11 protein-coding genes are annotated in these 15,806 nt (G+C 70.1%); 4 read left to right on the top strand and 7 right to left on the bottom strand.

Annotated elements, in window-relative coordinates; genetic code table 11:
* Nucleotides 1-42 precede the first annotated feature (42 nt).
* Nucleotides 43-5,364: a pullulanase-type alpha-1,6-glucosidase gene (pulA, locus tag ACH442_RS25270; protein WP_396340775.1), complete on the top strand. Its 5,322-nt coding sequence runs from the start codon at nucleotides 43-45 to the stop codon at nucleotides 5,362-5,364.
* Between the two features lie 248 nt (nucleotides 5,365-5,612).
* Here the strand turns inward: pulA and ACH442_RS25265 are convergent, their stop codons facing one another.
* Together ACH442_RS25265 and ACH442_RS25260 are read right to left on the bottom strand one after the other, a co-directional pair.
* On the bottom strand, nucleotides 5,613-8,027 hold the full coding sequence (locus ACH442_RS25265; RefSeq protein ID WP_396340572.1) for a putative bifunctional diguanylate cyclase/phosphodiesterase: 2,415 nt from the start codon (nucleotides 8,025-8,027) through the stop codon (nucleotides 5,613-5,615).
* Between the two features lie 67 nt (nucleotides 8,028-8,094).
* Entirely contained in the window at nucleotides 8,095-8,979 is an 885-nt protein-coding gene (locus tag ACH442_RS25260; RefSeq protein ID WP_396340571.1) for a sulfite exporter TauE/SafE family protein, read from the bottom strand.
* Between the two features lie 125 nt (nucleotides 8,980-9,104).
* Here ACH442_RS25260 and ACH442_RS25255 point away from each other — a divergent pair, with 125 nt between their 5' ends.
* Entirely contained in the window at nucleotides 9,105-9,305 is a 201-nt protein-coding gene (locus ACH442_RS25255) for a hypothetical protein (RefSeq protein ID WP_396340570.1), read from the top strand.
* Here ACH442_RS25255 and ACH442_RS25250 read toward each other — a convergent pair.
* Nucleotides 9,292-10,302, bottom strand: coding sequence for a hypothetical protein (locus tag ACH442_RS25250; protein ID WP_396340569.1), 1,011 nt, complete (start codon nucleotides 10,300-10,302; stop codon nucleotides 9,292-9,294). The two genes, ACH442_RS25255 and ACH442_RS25250, sit on opposite strands and share 14 nt — an antisense overlap.
* A 123-nt stretch (nucleotides 10,303-10,425) precedes the next feature.
* Here ACH442_RS25250 and ACH442_RS25245 point away from each other — a divergent pair, with 123 nt between their 5' ends.
* Both ACH442_RS25245 and ACH442_RS25240 read left to right on the top strand, forming a co-directional pair.
* Nucleotides 10,426-10,797: an STAS domain-containing protein gene (locus ACH442_RS25245; RefSeq protein WP_396340568.1), complete on the top strand. Its 372-nt coding sequence runs from the start codon at nucleotides 10,426-10,428 to the stop codon at nucleotides 10,795-10,797.
* A 367-nt stretch (nucleotides 10,798-11,164) separates the two neighbouring features.
* Complete coding sequence (locus ACH442_RS25240; protein WP_396340567.1) at nucleotides 11,165-11,437, top strand: hypothetical protein; 273 nt, start codon at nucleotides 11,165-11,167, stop codon at nucleotides 11,435-11,437.
* Between the two features lie 261 nt (nucleotides 11,438-11,698).
* Here the strand turns inward: ACH442_RS25240 and ACH442_RS25235 are convergent, their stop codons facing one another.
* The 4 genes from ACH442_RS25235 to ACH442_RS25220 form a co-directional block, all read right to left on the bottom strand.
* The gene (locus ACH442_RS25235) at nucleotides 11,699-13,282 is read right to left on the bottom strand and encodes a hypothetical protein (protein WP_396340566.1); all 1,584 of its coding nucleotides are present in this window, start codon (nucleotides 13,280-13,282) and stop codon (nucleotides 11,699-11,701) included.
* A 254-nt stretch (nucleotides 13,283-13,536) separates the two neighbouring features.
* Nucleotides 13,537-14,400 carry a hypothetical protein gene (locus ACH442_RS25230; RefSeq protein WP_396340565.1) on the bottom strand — a complete coding sequence of 288 codons (864 nt, stop codon included), beginning with the start codon at nucleotides 14,398-14,400 and terminating at the stop codon, nucleotides 13,537-13,539.
* A 50-nt stretch (nucleotides 14,401-14,450) separates the two neighbouring features.
* A complete protein-coding gene (locus ACH442_RS25225) occupies nucleotides 14,451-14,960 on the bottom strand; it encodes a hypothetical protein (protein WP_396340774.1) in 510 nt (169 codons plus the stop codon).
* Nucleotides 14,961-15,003: 43 nt separating this feature from the next.
* Nucleotides 15,004-15,783 carry an MBL fold metallo-hydrolase gene (locus tag ACH442_RS25220; RefSeq protein WP_396340564.1) on the bottom strand — a complete coding sequence of 260 codons (780 nt, stop codon included), beginning with the start codon at nucleotides 15,781-15,783 and terminating at the stop codon, nucleotides 15,004-15,006.
* Nucleotides 15,784-15,806 lie beyond the last annotated feature (23 nt).

The raw sequence follows: 15,806 nt of genomic DNA, 5'->3' as shown, positions 1-15,806 counted from the left end.
CGGTGGGGGACCGCGCTGCTCAGCCTTCTCCTCCCATTTCTCATGGTCCCGGCCACCGAGGCGACCGCGGCTGCGGCCGAACCCAGCGCCTCGGTCATCGCGAACTGGGGCGCTGACCAGCAGGCCGGGACCAACGAGCAGTACTACTTCGTCCTGCCGGACCGGTTCGCCAACGGCGACAAGTCCAACGACCGGGGCGGCCTCACCGGGGACCGGCTGTCGACCGGCTACGACCCGGCCGACAAGGGGTTCTACCACGGCGGCGACCTCAAGGGTGTGATCGACAAGCTCGACTACATCCAGGGGCTGGGGACGACCGCGATCTGGCTCGCGCCGGTCTTCAAGAACCGTCCGGTGCAGGGCAGCGGCAACGACATCTCGGCCGGTTACCACGGTTACTGGATCACCGACTTCACCCGGGTCGACCCGCACTTCGGGACGAATGCCGACCTGAAGAAGCTGGTCACGCTCGCGCATCAGCGGGGCATGAAGATCTTCCTGGACATCATCGTCAACCACACCGCCGACGTGATCAAGTATCGGGAGAACCAGTACTCGTACATCGACAAGAGCACCTCGCCCTATACGGACACCGAGGGTCAGCCCTTCGAGGACCGCAACTACGCGACCGGGACGAACGGCTTCCCGAAGGTCGACGCGAGCAGCTACCCCTACACGCCGGTGGTCGCCGCCGAGGACAAGAACGTCAAGGTCCCGGCCTGGCTCAACGACGTGAACATGTACCACAACCGCGGCGACTCCACGTTCTCCGGCGAGAACAGCGAGTACGGCGACTTCTACGGCCTCGACGACCTGTGGACCGAACGCCCCGAGGTCGTCCGCGGCATGACGAAGATCTACGCCGATTGGATCGGCGCCACCGGCATCGACGGCTACCGCCTCGACACGGTCAAGCACACCGACCTCGACTTCTGGCCGCAGTTCTCGGCGGGCATCCGGAAGGCCGCGAAGAAGGCCGGCAAGGACGACTTCTTCATGTTCGGCGAGGTCTACAGCGCCGATCAGGAGATCGAATCCACCTACGTACGGCAGGGTGAGCTCCCCGCCACGCTGGACTTCTCGTTCCAGGCGGCGGCGCAGGCGTTCGTCACCGGCGCCGGCAACGCCGCTGATCTCGGGAACGTCTACGCCGAGGACGACCTCTACACGACCGCCACGACCAGCGCCGAGCGGCTGCCGACGTTCCTCGGCAACCACGACATGGGCCGGATCGGCTCGTTCATCGCGAGCGCCGCGACCGCCGACACGCAGCTCAAGCGGGATCAGCTGGCGCACGAACTGATGTTCCTGACCCGTGGGCAGCCGGTCGTCTACTCCGGCGACGAGCAGGGCTTCACCGGGCCGGGCGGCGACAAGGACGCCCGCCAGGACATGTTCGCCAGCAAGTCCGCGGATTACCTGGACGACGACCTGATCGGCACCGACAGCACCCACGCGGCCGACAACTACAACACGTCGCACCCGCTCTACCGGACGATCGCGGCGCTCGCGAAGCTCCGCAAGGCGAACCCGGCCCTGGTCAACGGGGTGCAGACGACGCGGTACGCATCCGGGAACGTCTTCGCGGTCTCCCGCACCGACACCGCGAAGCGGGCCGAGTACGTGGTCGCGGCCAACAACGCCACCACCACCCAGACGGTCAGTTTCGCCACCGGGTCGCCGGGCGCCACGTTCACCGGCATCTACGGCGGGTCGGCCCCGGTGACGGCGGGAGCCGACGGCAAGGTGACGATCACCGTGCCGGCGCTGTCCACGCTCGTACTGAAATCGAGGTCGGCTCTTCCGGCGACGCCGGCCGCGCCGACCGTGACCCTGAAGCCCGCCGCCGGCACCTCGGTGGCCACGCGCACCGAGCTCACCGCCGAGACCACCGGCGACCCGCTCGCCACGGTGACCTTCGCGGCGCGGGTCGGCAACGGCCCGTGGAAGCTGCTGGGCACCGCTGACAAGGCGCCCTACCGGGTCTACCACGACCTGGACGGGCTGGCCGGCAACACTCCGGTCAGATACAAAGCGGTGGTGCGCGACAGCAAGGGGCGGCTCGCCTCGTCGACGACGAACATCACGGTGGGTACGCCGGTGGCCGCGTCCACCGTCGGCTACGCGATCGTGCACTACCAGCGCCCGGCCGGCGGCTACGACGACTACGGCCTCTACACCTGGGGTGACGTCGACCCGTCGATGTCCACCACCTGGCCCAGCGGTCAGCCGTTCGTCGGCGAGGACGCGTACGGCCGCTTCGCCTACGTCAAGCTGGCGCCGAACGCCAGGAGCATGGGCTTCATCGTGGTCGGCAAGGACGACGTGAAGGACACCGACGCCGACCGTTCACTGGACCCGGCGAAGACCCCGGAGGTGTGGCTCAAGCAGGGCGACCCGGCGGTCTACACCACGCCGCCGGCGGTCACGCAGGACCAGTCGAAAGCGGTCGTCCACTGGCGTAAGGCGGACGGGAACTACGACGGCTGGGGGCTGCACGTCTGGGACGGCGCGGCGACCGGCACGGACTGGGGCAGTCCGCTGAAGCCGGCGCGGTTCGACGCGTACGGCGCGGTCTTCGAGGTTCCTCTCGCCGAGGGCGCGGCCGGGCTGAGTTACCTCATCCACAACGGCGACACCAAGGATCTGCCGACCGACCAGCGGCTCACCTTCGCCGAGTCGGGACACGAGGTCTGGCTGCTCGCCGGGCAGGAAACCCGGCTGTTGCCGCTGGTCAAGACCGTCGGCGGCGGCGGGTCGGCCGACGTGACCAAGGAGTCGGCGGTCTGGATGGACCGGTCGACGATCGCCTGGAAGACCGGCACCGGCACGACGCTGCAGCCGGTCGGTGCGGGCACCGACGGCAAGGTCTACACCCTGGTGTACTCGGCGACCGGCGGGATCGGCGTCGCCGACGGCGAGCTGACCGGTTCCTATCAGTCCGTCCCGCTGACCTCGCAGCGCACCGGTCTGACCGAGGCGCAGCGGGCGAGATTCCCGCACCTCTGGCAGTACGGGGCGTTCCAGCTCGACGCGAAGAACGTGCCGGACATCCTGCGGGGCCAGGTCGTGGTCACCGAGCGGGACACCAGCGGCAAGCTGCTCGCGGCGACCGGAGTGCAGACCGCGGGCGTGCTCGACGACGTCTACACCGCGGCGACCGATTCTGATCTCGGCTACGTCAACGGTCGGGTGTCGGTCTGGGCGCCGACGGCTCGCGACGTCGAGCTGGAGGTCTACGACGCGGTCGGGTCGAGCGCCACGCTCAAGCCGATGACCAGGGACAACCGGACCGGGGTCTGGTCCCTGCCGGTGCCGCGCGGCGACTACGGCAAGTACTACAAGTTCCGGGTCACCGCCTGGCAGCCGGCCGTCGACAAGATCGTCACCGCATCGGTGACCGATCCGTACTCGGTGGCGCTGTCCACCGACTCGAAGCTGAGCCAGTTCCTGGACCTGTCCGACCCGAAGCTGGCGCCGGCCGGGTGGAGCTCTCTGAAGAAGCCGGCCGCCACGGCGCCGGCCAAGATCCAGATCCAGGAGCTGTCGGTGCGCGACTTCTCCATCGCCGACACGTCCGTTCCCGCCGCCCGGCGGGGCACCTATGAGGCCTTCACGGGCAACTCGGCCGGCCTGAAGCACCTGGCCGACCTGGGCAGATCCGGCGTCACACACCTGCACCTGCTGCCGGTGTTCGACTTCGCGACGATCCCCGAGAACCGGGCCGACCAGGCCCGGCCCGCCTGTGACCTGGCGTCCTACCCGTCCGATTCCGATCAGCAGCAGGCCTGCGTCGGAGCGGTGGCGGACAAAGATGGCTACAACTGGGGTTACGACCCGCTGCACTACACGGTGCCCGAGGGTGGCTACGCCGTCGACCCGGCCGGCCGCACCAAGGAGTTCCGGACCATGGTCGCCGGGATCAACAACGCGGGCCTGCGCGTGGTGATGGACGTCGTCTACAACCACACCGCGGCGGCCGGCGTCGACGACAAGTCGGTGCTCGACCAGATCGTGCCCGGCTACTACCAGCGGCTGAACGCCGACGGTACGGTCGCCGACTCGACCTGCTGCGCCAACACCGCGCCGGAGAACGCGATGATGGGCAAGCTGGTCGTCGACTCGATCGTCACCTGGGCCAAGCAGTACAAGGTCGACGGGTTCCGCTTCGACCTGATGGGCCACCACCCGAAGGCCAACATCCTGGCCGTCCGCAAGGCGCTGGACAAGCTCACCCTCGGACGCGACGGCGTCGACGGGAAGAACATCTACGTCTACGGCGAGGGCTGGAACTTCGGCGAGGTGGCCGGCAACGCCCGCTTCGTGCAGGCCACGCAGGTGAACCTGGCCGGCACCGGGATCGGCACGTTCAACGACCGGCTCCGGGACGCGGTCCGTGGCGGCGGCCCGTTCGACGACGACCCGCGGATCCAGGGCTTCGCGTCCGGGCTGGCCGAGAGCACCTCGGCCGACGACAAGGCCCGGCTGCTCCGCTACCAGGATCTGATCAAGGTCGGACTGACCGGGAACCTCTCCGGTTACCGCTTCGTCGACTCCAGCGGCGCCACGGTCACCGGGTCGCAGGTCGACTACAACGGCTCGCCGGCCGGGTACACCGCGGCGCCGGACGAGGCGATCACGTACGTCGACGCGCACGACAACGAGATCCTCTACGACGCCCTGGCGTACAAGCTGCCGCCGTCGACCTCGGCGACCGACCGGGCCCGGGCCCAGTCGGTGGCGCTCGCGACCACCGTGCTCGGGCAGGGTCTCGGGTTCGTGACCGCGGGCAGTGAACGGCTGCGCTCGAAGTCGCTGGACCGCAACTCGTTCAACTCGGGGGACTGGTTCAACGAGATCGAATGGGACTGCACCCGCGGCAACGGCTTCGGCAAGGGACTGCCGCCCGCCGCCGACAACCAGTCGAAGTGGAAGTACGCCAAGCCGCTGCTCGCCGATCCGGCCCTCACACCGGACTGCGCGGCGATCAGCCTCGCCGACAACCGTTACCAGGAGCTGCTGAGGATCCGGAAGTCGTCGCCGGTCTTCGGCCTGGCCACCGGTTCCCAGGTGCAGCAGCGGGTGGCGTTCCCGCTCTCCGGCAAGGACGAGACGCCCGGCGTGATCACGATGACGCTGGACACGCGCGGCCTCGACGGCAAGTGGAAGTCGATCACCGTGGTCTTCAACGCCACGGCCTCGGCGGCCACGCAGAAGGTGCCGTCGCTGGCCGGCGCGAAGGTCGCGCTGCACCCGGTACAGCAGTCCTCGGCCGACCCGGTGGTCCGCACGGCCTCGTTCGCGGCGGCGACCGGCACGTTCACAGTCCCGGCGCGTACAGTTTCGGTCTTCGTCCAGAACTGAACAAAGGTCCGGCCGGCCCGGATCCGGCACCGGACGAACCGGAACCCCGGCCCCGCTCACCCGATCAGCCCGGGAGGGCGGGGCCGGCTGGTTCCCCGGGGTGCCTCGGGCGTGCGGAAACACCCCCGGAGTCCCGCCCTTTCCCGGCGGCTGGGACCTCAGCAGTGCCTCCACGATCGTGATGAACCGCTTGGCACCCGGCCCGCCCCGCGGGCCGGCGCCCAGTGGTGCTTCGCGGCCGAGACGGGTCAGGCGTGCAGGGTGGGCGTCGACAGGCGGGTGATCAGGGCTTCGGCCGGCTCGGGCCGCCCCAGGTGATACCCCTGCGCGAACTTGCACCCCATCACGGTCAGCAGGCTCAACTGCGAGGCGTCCTCGATCCCTTCGGCCACCACCCGCAGCCCCAGCGTGTGACCGAGCTGGATCACCGCGTTGACGAGTTCCTGCTGTCGCCCGTTCCCGGCCATCCCGTCGATGAACGACCGGTCGATCTTGAGAACGTCGACCGGGATGTCCCGCAGGTACCCCAACGACGAGTACCCGGTCCCGAAGTCGTCGATCGCGATCTTGACGCCCAGCTCGCGCAGTTCCTCCAACCGGACCGAGGTGACCGCCAGGTCCCGCATCAGCACGGTCTCGGTCAGCTCCAGCACCAGGCAGTGGGCCGAGAGCCCGGTGCTGGACAACGCGTACGCCACCTGGTCGGTCAGGTCCGGCACCTCCAGGTGCGCGGCCGAGAGGTTGACGCTCACCCAGGCCGGCGCGGTGGCCGGGTCGTCGTCCTGCCAGCGTTTGACCGCGCGGCACGCCTCGAACAGCACCCATCGGTCGATGTCGACGATCGCGCCGGTCTCCTCGGCGAGCGGGATGAACGAGCCGGGCATCCGCAGTCCCTGTTCCGGGTCCTGCCAGCGGACGAGGGCCTCGGCCCCGGCCATCTGCCCGGCCGGTACACCGACCACCGGTTGCAGGTGCAGCCGCAGTTCGCCCCGGTGCACGGCGTCGCGCAGCCGGGCTTCCTGGTCGAGCCGGTTCAGCAGTTGCTCGTGCATCTGGGTCTCGAACGTGAGGAACCGGTTCTTGCCCTGTTCCTTCGCCGCGTACATGGCCACGTCGGCGTTGCGCAGCACCTCGTCGGCGTCGGCGTAGCGGGCCGCGTCGGGCACCACGCCGATGCTCACCGAGACCAGCGATTCCCGGTTGTGGATCAGGAACGGCCGGGACAGCACGGTCAGGCATTCCCGGGCGAGGTGTTCGACGGTTTCCGGGTCGGCGTCCTCGAGCAGTACGGCGAACTCGTCCCCGCCGAGCCGGGCCACGGTGTCCTGCGGCCGCAGCGCGTGGGTGAGCCGTTCGGCCGCGGTGCGCAGCAGCAGGTCACCGGCGTTGTGGCCGAGGCTGTCGTTGACCCGCTTGAATCCGTCGAGGTCGAGGTAGAGCACGGCGAGCGGCCCGCCGGTGGCCCGGGCCCGGGCGAGCGCGTGTTCGAGGCGGTCGAGCAGCAGTTTGCGGTTGGGCAGGTTGGTCAGCCCGTCGTGCAGGGCCTGGTGGCGCAGGTCGTGTTCGAGGGCGCGCTGCCGGCTGACGTCCCGGAGCACGACCACCGCACCGATCGGGCGCCCGCCCTTCGCGATCTCGCTGGCCGTGTACTCGACCTGCACGCTCGTGCCGTCCGGCCGTTCCAGGGTCACCTCGCGGGTGCCCGGGGTCAGCCCGTCCCCGGCGTCCGGCAGTACGGTCGTGGCCTCCCGGCCGAGCAGCCCGGTCACGCCGAGGCCGGTGATCCGCCCGGCGGCCGCGTTGGCGAACGCGATCCGCCCGTCCGGGTCGACGCCGCAGATGCCTTCGCCGGCGTTGGCCAGGATGCTGTCGGTGTACTCCTTGGCCAGGATCTCCCGGGCCGAGGAGTCCAGTTGCTCGGCCATCTCGTTGAAGGCGACCGCGAGCCGGCCGATCTCGTCGGAGCCGGGCTCGCCGGGCACCCGGTGCGAGTAGTCGCCGGTGCGGACCACGCCGACCGCGGTGGTCAGCGACGTGATCCGCCGGGTGAGCGAGCGGGCCAGCAGGTGCCCGAGGACGATGACCAGCAGGAACGCGACCGCGGCGACGACGAGGATGACGAGCTGGGCGCGCCGCGCGGAGGCGAGCATCTGGTTGTAGAGCGGGGTGTACTCCAGGACGACCGCCCCGATGGTGCGCCCGGCGGCGTTCTGCATCGGTACCACGACCTGCTTGATCCCGGCCGGGTAGTCGACGCTCTCCTCGACGAAGATCCGGGACTCGCCGTCGGCGATGGTCCGGCCGATCTCGTCGCCGGTGTCGTGGTCGAAGACCGAGCCGACGTTCTCCGGCACCGCGTCGCCGAGGATCCGCTTGTTCTTGTCGACCGCGACGACGTCCCGGTGCTGGGTGTCGTGCAGCCGCTCGATGTAATTGGCCAGCGACCTCGCGCTCTGGTAGAGCGGGGCGGTCTGCTCGCCCGGGGTGTCGATCGGCAGCCCGAGGGCGATGTCCTTGCCGATGCCCCGGGCGACCTGGGCGGCCTCCTTGGCGGCGGCGTGCCGCGCCGAGTACATGCCGGAGAACCAGGCGGTCGCCGCGGTGGCGACGACAAGGCAGGCCACCACCAGGTATCCGGCCAGCAGCTTCCGTCGAACGCTCATCCGACCTCCTACCGATCATGTCGGCCGGATCGGGAGGGAAATGAGGTCAGCCGGCCGTCCTTGTCGGTCAGGCCGGAACGCGCTCCCGCTCCGGCTCCGCGGCGGCCGGCTTCCTCCGGTTGATCAGCCCGGCTGCGACGGCGACCACGATCGCGATGCCGGTGACCACGCCCACCATTGCGGTGGAGAGGTCGAAGAGCTTCAGCGAGCTGGCCAGCAGCACGATGATCAGCGCGGACCGGACGAGCCCGCCCGGCGCCCGCGAGGAGATCCGGGAGCCGATCAGCACGCCCGGGATCGAGCCGAGCACCACCGCACCGGCGATGTCCAGGTGCAGGTCGCCGAAGAACGCGTGCCCCAGGGCCGCCGCCGTGACCAGCGGAATCGCCTGCACCAGGTCGGTGCCGACCAGGTCGTTGGCGCGCAGCTTCGGGTAGAGCGCGAGCAGCGCCACGATGATCAGCGAGCCGGAGCCGACCGAGGTCAGGCCGACGACCAGGCCACCCATGACACCGATGAGCAGGGTGGGCAGCGGCCGGACGACGATCTCGGCGGGCGGCCCGTCACCGTTGCGCCGGCTGCTCCACGCCTTGGCGATCATGCCGCCGGCGGCCAGCAGCAGCGCCACGCCGAGGCTGATCTTGACGATGTGCTGGACGCTCTCGTCGTCGCCGAGCAGGCGCAGCAGCAGCACTCCGAGGAACGCGCTGGGGATGCTGCCGGCGCAGAGCCAGCCGACCAGCTTCCAGTTCACCGTGCCGCGGCGGGCGTGGACCGCGCCGCCGAACGGTTTCATCACCGCGCTGGCGGCGAGGTCGCTGCCGATCGCGGCGACCGGGTTGACGTGGAAGAGCAGCACCAGGATCGGGGTCATCAGGGCCCCGCCGCCCATGCCGGTCAGGCCCACGATGATCCCGACGCCGAGTCCCGCGAGCGCCATGGTCAGGTCCATGAGACGGAAGTCTGGCCGACGATCACCCACCTTGTCTACTAAATCAGTTGAGATTGTCGAGATTCCCGGGAGATGGGAAGCCCGGGTTCCTTCAGCCGTCCGCGCGGCCGCCGATGTGACTCTCCGTGGATGAGCCTCTGCTGAACCTGATGCGCGACGACCTGACCCGCCGGGTGAAGTCGGCCGCGGCGAACATGACCGACACGCTGCGGCTGCTCGCCATGGCGCGGGAGATGGCCGGCGACGGGCCGGGCGCCGACTCGCTGAACGCGGCGATCGAGGAACTGACCTCGGCCCGGGACGGCCTGCTCGTCACGAGTCGGTGAACGACTCCCAGTCCAGGCCCAGCTTGCGCAGCCGGCGCAGCAGATCCGGGTGACGCACGCCGACGTACATCTCGAACCAGTCCGCGTCGTCCTCGCCGAGCAGCACGACCGTGCCCGGCCCGGCGTAACAGCGCGTGAACAGCGACGGCCAGCGCATCGGGCGCAGCGGCACCCGGCGCAGCGGGGCGATGACCCGCCGCGCCTGGGGCCGGTCGACGAACGCCATCCCGCCGAGCGGGCCGTCCATCGCGGCTCGCGCGAGGGTGGACTGCAACAGGTGGCCGCTGAGACGTTCCCGTTCCGGGAGGAGGCGGTCGCTCAGGCCGTCGTACCAAATTCTTGGGTCCTTCTCGTCCGGCTCCATCACCATCGTGAAAACGCCGTCGCCGGCCTGGCCGAAAGTGATCAGGCCATCGGGGCGCCCGGCAACCGGCTCGGGCAGGATCCGCGAGGAGACCCCGAGCACCTCCGGCCGGCCCGCGGCGGCCCGATGGAACGCCTGCAGCGGCGGCGGACCCCCGGAGAACGGAAAATCATTACCGGTCGGTACGTCGTGATACCACCCGGCGATGAACCGTTCCATCGCCCCGACCGGGTCGAAGCCCACCTGTTCCAGCCAGTCCAGCCCGGGCGCCACCCGGCCGAGCAGACCGGGCGGCACCGGCGCCTCGAAGGTCAGCCGGATGTCGTGCAGCGCCCCGCGCCGGTAACCGAGCACGGTCGACCGGGCCAGGCCCAGCGCGAGGCAGCCCTCGGGTAATCGGGCGAACGCGCACACCGCCGGCCGCAGCACCCCGGCGAGCCGTTCCTCGACCATCTCGGGGAAGGGCCCGGGCAGCGTGATCTCGCCCGCCTCGCCGGCCGACGGGGCGACCACCACGATCGTGTCCGGGCCGACCGCATAGGCCGCTTCCGTCCCGGTCAGCAGCATCGCACCCGGGCCGGCCAGGGCGAGCGCCTCCGGTTCGGTGACCACCGACCAGAGTTCGATCTCCACCGCCACACGGTAGACGGCCGGGCCCGGCCGGGCGCGAACAGTGACGCAGGCCTCATGGCTCGCGGATTACGTCTTATCGCGCTGTTGGTCGTGTGTACACATCTCTTCGGTAGACCTGTCGGTATGGGCGAAGTGCGCTGTGTGATCCACCGCAATCCGGGCAAGACCGGCTCGACGGTCTTCCTGCACCTCGACGGCTGTTTCGACCGCCGGTCCAGCGCCGACCTGCGCCGTGAGCTGCGACAGGCGTTCGACCGGGCGCGTGGTTCCCGGGTCGTCGTCGACGTGGCCGGGATCGACCTGATCGGCAGCGAGTGCATCGAGGTGCTGCTGGTCGGCTACACCCGGGCGATGCGGACCGGTCACGGTTACGAGGTGGTGAACGCCGAGGGTCACGTCCGGCAGGCGCTCGAGGCGACCGGGCTCTGTCCGCGCGGCGACGACAACCTCTACGGCCCGTCCATCGAGGACGCCGTCGAGGCGGTCCTCTCCTGACCCGAGCTCCGGCGGCCGGCCCGATCGGGCCGGCCGTTTCGTGTTTCTGGCACATCCGCCTCGTGCGCTGTGTCCGCGTTGTGGTCATGCGTCCCGCGAGTCGGGAATTCACAAGCACCTAACCGGAAGAACAAAAAGTAAACGTAGGATCTACCACGGGTGACCAAACGGCTATCTACGGCCTGCCGTCGAGCCTACGATCGAGCCTGTTGTTCAGTGCCGATCAGGAGGGACGACCCATGGCGAAGAAGTCGAAGAAGGACAAGAAGAAGGACAAGAAGAACAAGAAGAAGAAGTGACGCGCTTCGGGCCGCCGCCGTGCCGGTGGCGGCCCGATCGCGGTGTGCGGTAACGGAGGCGCCCCCCCATGCACGATCAGATGCTCGGCCTGTTGGATGACTGTCTCGGCAAGCTGACGGCGTTGCGCGCCGAGCTGGCCGCCGGGCGATGTGTGCGCCTGGGGGAGCGACGGGGCCTCGTGCTCGAGGCGATCGACATAGCCGACGAGTTCGCCGCCTCGGCCGGCGACGCGATCGGCGAGACCACGCGTCGCGAGCTCACCCCGGTGACCACCCTGCCGGTCGGCGGCGAACCGGTGCGCGGCGTGACGCCCGTGATCCTCAGCGAGGCCGCCTGCTGAGACGCCGGCAGAGCTACCGGCGAGTTGACCAGGGTGAAGCCCGGCCGAACATCTCCTTGACGTCGTTCTGGCCGTGGGTCGAGACGGACGGCACGGCTTCGGCGTCCTGGACATCACCCGCACCCGCTGCCGGATGGACTGGCACCACCTGGCCGACCGCACGAAGAAGGACACGGCCGCCAAGTGGGTCCAGCGGTGGTCGGTCGGGCGCGGCTCCTCCACGATCCGTAAGGAGTCGCGCCGACCTCGTGAGCCCGCCGATCAGGCGACGGCGTACGCGCGGGCGATCGTGACCTGTGCGTACGCCCCGGTCGTGCTGGTCACCCGGCTGCGCAGCCAGATCGTGCCGGCGCCGCGGTTGGTGACCGTGCCGACCCAGGCGGTCCCGCTCTTTTTCACCGGCATCGGCTTCCAGGTCTTGCCCTGGTCGAACGACGCCAGCAGGGAGACGCTGCGCGGGGTGACCTTGCCGACCGCGAGGTCGGTGTCCCAGGTGCGCCGCTCGGTGTCGATCCGTACCGTCGTCGTGCCGCCGGCCTTGGCCTCGTTGCGCAGGTTCAGCCCGGACGGCGTCAGCCTGGGCAGCAGCACGTCGGTGAGCCGCGGCTTGGCCTTGGGGTCGAGCCGCATCTTGAAGGTGAGCTGCGCGCTGGTCGAGAGCATGTCGGCCGGGTAGGTGATGCCGGGCCGGTACCGGCGGGCGTTGATCTGCAGGGTGTACCAGTCGCGGGCCGGGATCCGGGCGGTGAAGAACGGGTCGCCGTGGTCGCCCCAGGACTGCCGCCACTGCGACTTCAGCACCTTGTTCCGGCTGTCGGTGAGGATGACCCGGGACAGCTCGCTGGCCTCCATCATCGAGCCGGAGTTGCCGGGATCGCGGAACATGCTGTCGGTGTCGAAGGTCAGGCTCGAACCGGTCAGTTCCGGAACGTGGTAGCCGGGTCCCCAGGCCGAGGCGAAGAACGTCCGGGCGTACGACTTACCGGCCGCGACCGTCAGGTTCCGGGTGTCGCCCCCGATCGAGGCGGTGTTGCCGTTCGACTCGGCCGCGTACCAGTCCGCGTCGAGGATCCACTTGCCGGCGTTCGCGTGGACCTTGGCCGAACCGGGCGTCTGCCCGTTGAACACGCCGGCCCCGTAACCGGCGTGACAGTCGTTGTCCTCCTGGAACGAGATGCTCGTCTGGTCACTGCCGGCCGGCCCGCGCCGGGCCCACGCGGTGACCGTGCCCAGCGAGGCCGTCCTGACCGTGCCCCGGACGCCGGCCGGCACCTTCGCCGACGGACCGTGCGCCACCATGTACGTGTCCTTCCCGTCCTCGGACTGCCAGATCGAGGAGTAGGCGAACCGCAGGTTCGTCGAGCTGTTCGAGATGACGAAGAGCCGCCCGGGGCTGTTCCAAGCGTCGATCTTGATCGGGGCGCCGTTGTCCACGGTGCAGATCGCCGCCCGGACCGTCTGCGTGTAGCCGGTGCCGGGGCTCTTGTCCAGGTTCATGGTGACCGACCGGCCGTTGCGGGCGTCGATCGTGGCGCTCACCGAGCCGGCCGGGACGGTGACGATGCTCCCGCCGAGAGTGTCGGTGTTGTCCTTGGTGTTCCAGATGTCGGTGATCACCGCGTACTTGCCCTTGGGCAGCGCCTTCGCGGTGAAGCTGGACACGGTCCAGCTCTCGTTGGTGGCCAGATTGATGATCTGCACCTTCGTGCGGAACGTCGCCCCGGCCCGGTCGTACGTCTTGACGGTCAGCTTGCCCGTCGCCGCCGAGGCCGAGGAGGTGGTGCTCAAAAGGGTGACCGGAAGCAGCGTGACAACCGCCGCGACCAGGAGAGGAAGTCTGCGCAACGTGACCCCGTTCGATCTGTGGTGCGCGGATGCTAGCAAGCCTCACGGCGCGCCGGCGTCCCGCTTCCGGTCCGCCGATGATGCCGCGGATCGATCGGCCAGGACCTGCCCGGCGAGCCGGCGTCTGCCGGCCGGCTCGGCGCGGCGCCGGGCAAGGTCGAGACCGGCCGCCGTGGCCGCCGCGTACACCCCGTAGCGCCGGCCGCGGTGCGTGACGCCCGGCCGGGGCCGCGGTGCGGCGGGGGTCGGGCCGGTCAGCCGGCGGGTGGGAGTTTGCAGATGCGGCGCAGCATCGTGTCCAGGGTCTTGCGGTCGGCGTCGGGCACCGGGACGGCCGTGATCAGCTTGTCGCCGCCGTCCAACGTGACCGTCGCCAGGAACTCGAACGGCTTCTTGATCTCGGCGAGCGCATGCGCGTCACAGCGTCCCGGCGACGCCGTCAACGGCACCGAGGCCGTGGGCTCGGCGGCGGTGACCGTGGCGAGGGGCGTGCCGGTGGGCAGCGTGAGCGCGTACATCACGTTGCCGTCCAGCTCCAGGACTGCGATCGTGCCGGTTGCGGCGGCGGTCCGTTCGACGAGCAGGCTGCCGCGCAGACCGGAGTCGCCGGCGTCGGTCCACGGGCCGAAGCGCAGCGTGACGCTCTGCTGGATCCGCTGGGTGGCGCAGTCGGCGCGGAGCAGTCGGTCCAGCAGCGGGTTCGGGTCGGGCAGCGCGAGGGTGAGGTGTTCGACCACGGTCGAGCCTTCCGCGCGGGCGTCGACGACGACGTGCGACGCGGCGGCGGTCGCGCAGGTGCCGGTGCCGTAGGGAACCGGGACGTCGACGCGCAACCCGCCGACCGGCAGCACCGCGTCGGTGTCGACGCCCGCCTCGCCGTCGAAGGAGGGCAGCACCGGCTCGACCCGGGTCACGTGGACCGGCACGTCACCGTTGTTGTGCAGGGCGATGGCGAGCTGCCGGTTGACCTCGTGGACGCGCCACTGCTCGGCGGTGGCCGAGAGGTGCAGGGCCGGGCCGGCCGGGCTGCTGCTGCGGCCGGCTCGGACGGCGACGGCCCCGGCGAGGGCGAGCAGCACGACGACGCCGCTCACGAGAAGGACGGGCCGCCATCGCATGCCCGTGACTGTAGACCGTCAGCGAGGCTCGTGGTCAGTGGGGAAAACCGTCAACCGGGTTCGTGGTCGGTGGCGCGGGCCGCGCAGAGGAAGCAGCCGCCGATCGCGAACGCGCCCAGCACCCCGAGCGAGATCTGCTGCTCGTGGTCGACCTGCCGCTCGTACGTCTCCTGGGTGACGACGGTGGTCTTGTCGAGGACGAAGGTCCCGTCCGGGCGTACCTCCGGATTGCCTTTCAGGGTGACGAAGGCGAGCACGATGGCCAGCCAGAAGCCGAAGAACACCGCCCCGGCCGCGAGTGCCGCCCAGACCGGGACATGCGGCGGCACCCAGGAGGCCAGGGCCCACAGGCGCCGTGGCTGCTGGGTGCGGTAACCGCGACGGTTGGACAGGACGGCGGCCGCGAAACCGGGCACGGTCAGCAGCGCGGCGACGCCCACGGCGACGACCTTGTCGACCGGCCGGTGGCCCAGCGCGAGCGCCACGATCAGCCCGCCCGACCACAGCACCCCGGCCCCGCACAGCACGCTGTACAGCAGCAGCCCCCGATGCGACATCATCACCGACAGACGCTAGTGCCCGCCGGTCGGCCGTGGAGAGGTTTCAGCGCACCCGGACCGGTAGGTCATACGTGTCGCCGCGGACCAGCGGGTGCACGCCTTCGCGGCAGCGCACCAGGTAGTCGCTGAGCGGCGACTTCATCACCCGGTAGTCGTCGTAGTGGATCGGCAGTGCCACCTTGGGCCGGATCAGTCGGGTGAGCGCGGCGCCCTGCCGGCCGTCCATGGTCACCAGCATGCCGAGGACCCGCGTGCCGCCGAGGTGGATGAGCATGGCGTCGACGTCCCCGCAGCGTTGCTTGATCTCGCCGAGGAACGGCCGGTACAGGGTGTCGCCGGTGATGTAGAGACGCAGCATCGGCTCGCCGTCGCGCTCCCATTCGATCAGCGAGCCCATCACGTCCGGCAGCAGCAGGTCGAACAGGCCGGGGCCGTGGCGGCCGGGGAGCGCGGTGACCCGCAGGGTCTCGCCGTCCCGATGCCACTCCTGGGCGTCCCAGACCGGCAGGCCCTGTGCGGCCGACCAGTTGCGGCGAAGTCGCCGCTGCGCCTGCGGGGTGGTGAGGATCGGCAGGTCGCGCGGGATCGCCCGGCGAGCGGCCCGGTCGAAGTGGTCGCCGTGCAGGTGGGAGAGGAGGATCGCGTCGGGGGCGGGGAGATCGGCGTACGCCGCGGCGGGGTCGGTCAGACGCTTGGTCCACATGCCTTTGCCCAGGTAGACGCGGCTGCCCGCGCTTCCGAAGGCGGGATCGGTGAGCAGCGTGAACGCGCCCAGCCGGAGCAGGGTGGTGGCGTTGCCGATGAAGGTGACGGTCGCTGTCATGAAGCGCGGCTACCCGAGCGGGA

Source organism: Actinoplanes sp. NPDC020271 (assembly GCF_044388125.1).
Lineage (GTDB): Bacteria > Actinomycetota > Actinomycetes > Mycobacteriales > Micromonosporaceae > Actinoplanes.
The sequence above is the reverse complement of the archived record's forward strand: the minus strand, read 5'-3'. Positions and strand labels throughout refer to the sequence as shown.

Bases quoted from the DNA above. Each gene is read 5' to 3' on its own strand.
- pulA (WP_396340775.1), top strand. From the start codon at position 43: ATGGTCCCGGCCACCGAGGCGACCGCGGCTGCGGCCGAACCCAGCGCC.
- ACH442_RS25265 (WP_396340572.1), bottom strand. From the start codon at position 8,027: ATGAGCGTTCGACGGAAGCTGCTGGCCGGATACCTGGTGGTGGCCTGC.
- ACH442_RS25260 (WP_396340571.1), bottom strand. From the start codon at position 8,979: ATGGACCTGACCATGGCGCTCGCGGGACTCGGCGTCGGGATCATCGTG.
- ACH442_RS25245 (WP_396340568.1), top strand. From the start codon at position 10,426: ATGGGCGAAGTGCGCTGTGTGATCCACCGCAATCCGGGCAAGACCGGC.
- ACH442_RS25240 (WP_396340567.1), top strand. From the start codon at position 11,165: ATGCACGATCAGATGCTCGGCCTGTTGGATGACTGTCTCGGCAAGCTG.
- ACH442_RS25230 (WP_396340565.1), bottom strand. From the start codon at position 14,400: ATGCGATGGCGGCCCGTCCTTCTCGTGAGCGGCGTCGTCGTGCTGCTC.
- ACH442_RS25225 (WP_396340774.1), bottom strand. From the start codon at position 14,960: ATGATGTCGCATCGGGGGCTGCTGCTGTACAGCGTGCTGTGCGGGGCC.
- ACH442_RS25220 (WP_396340564.1), bottom strand. From the start codon at position 15,783: ATGACAGCGACCGTCACCTTCATCGGCAACGCCACCACCCTGCTCCGG.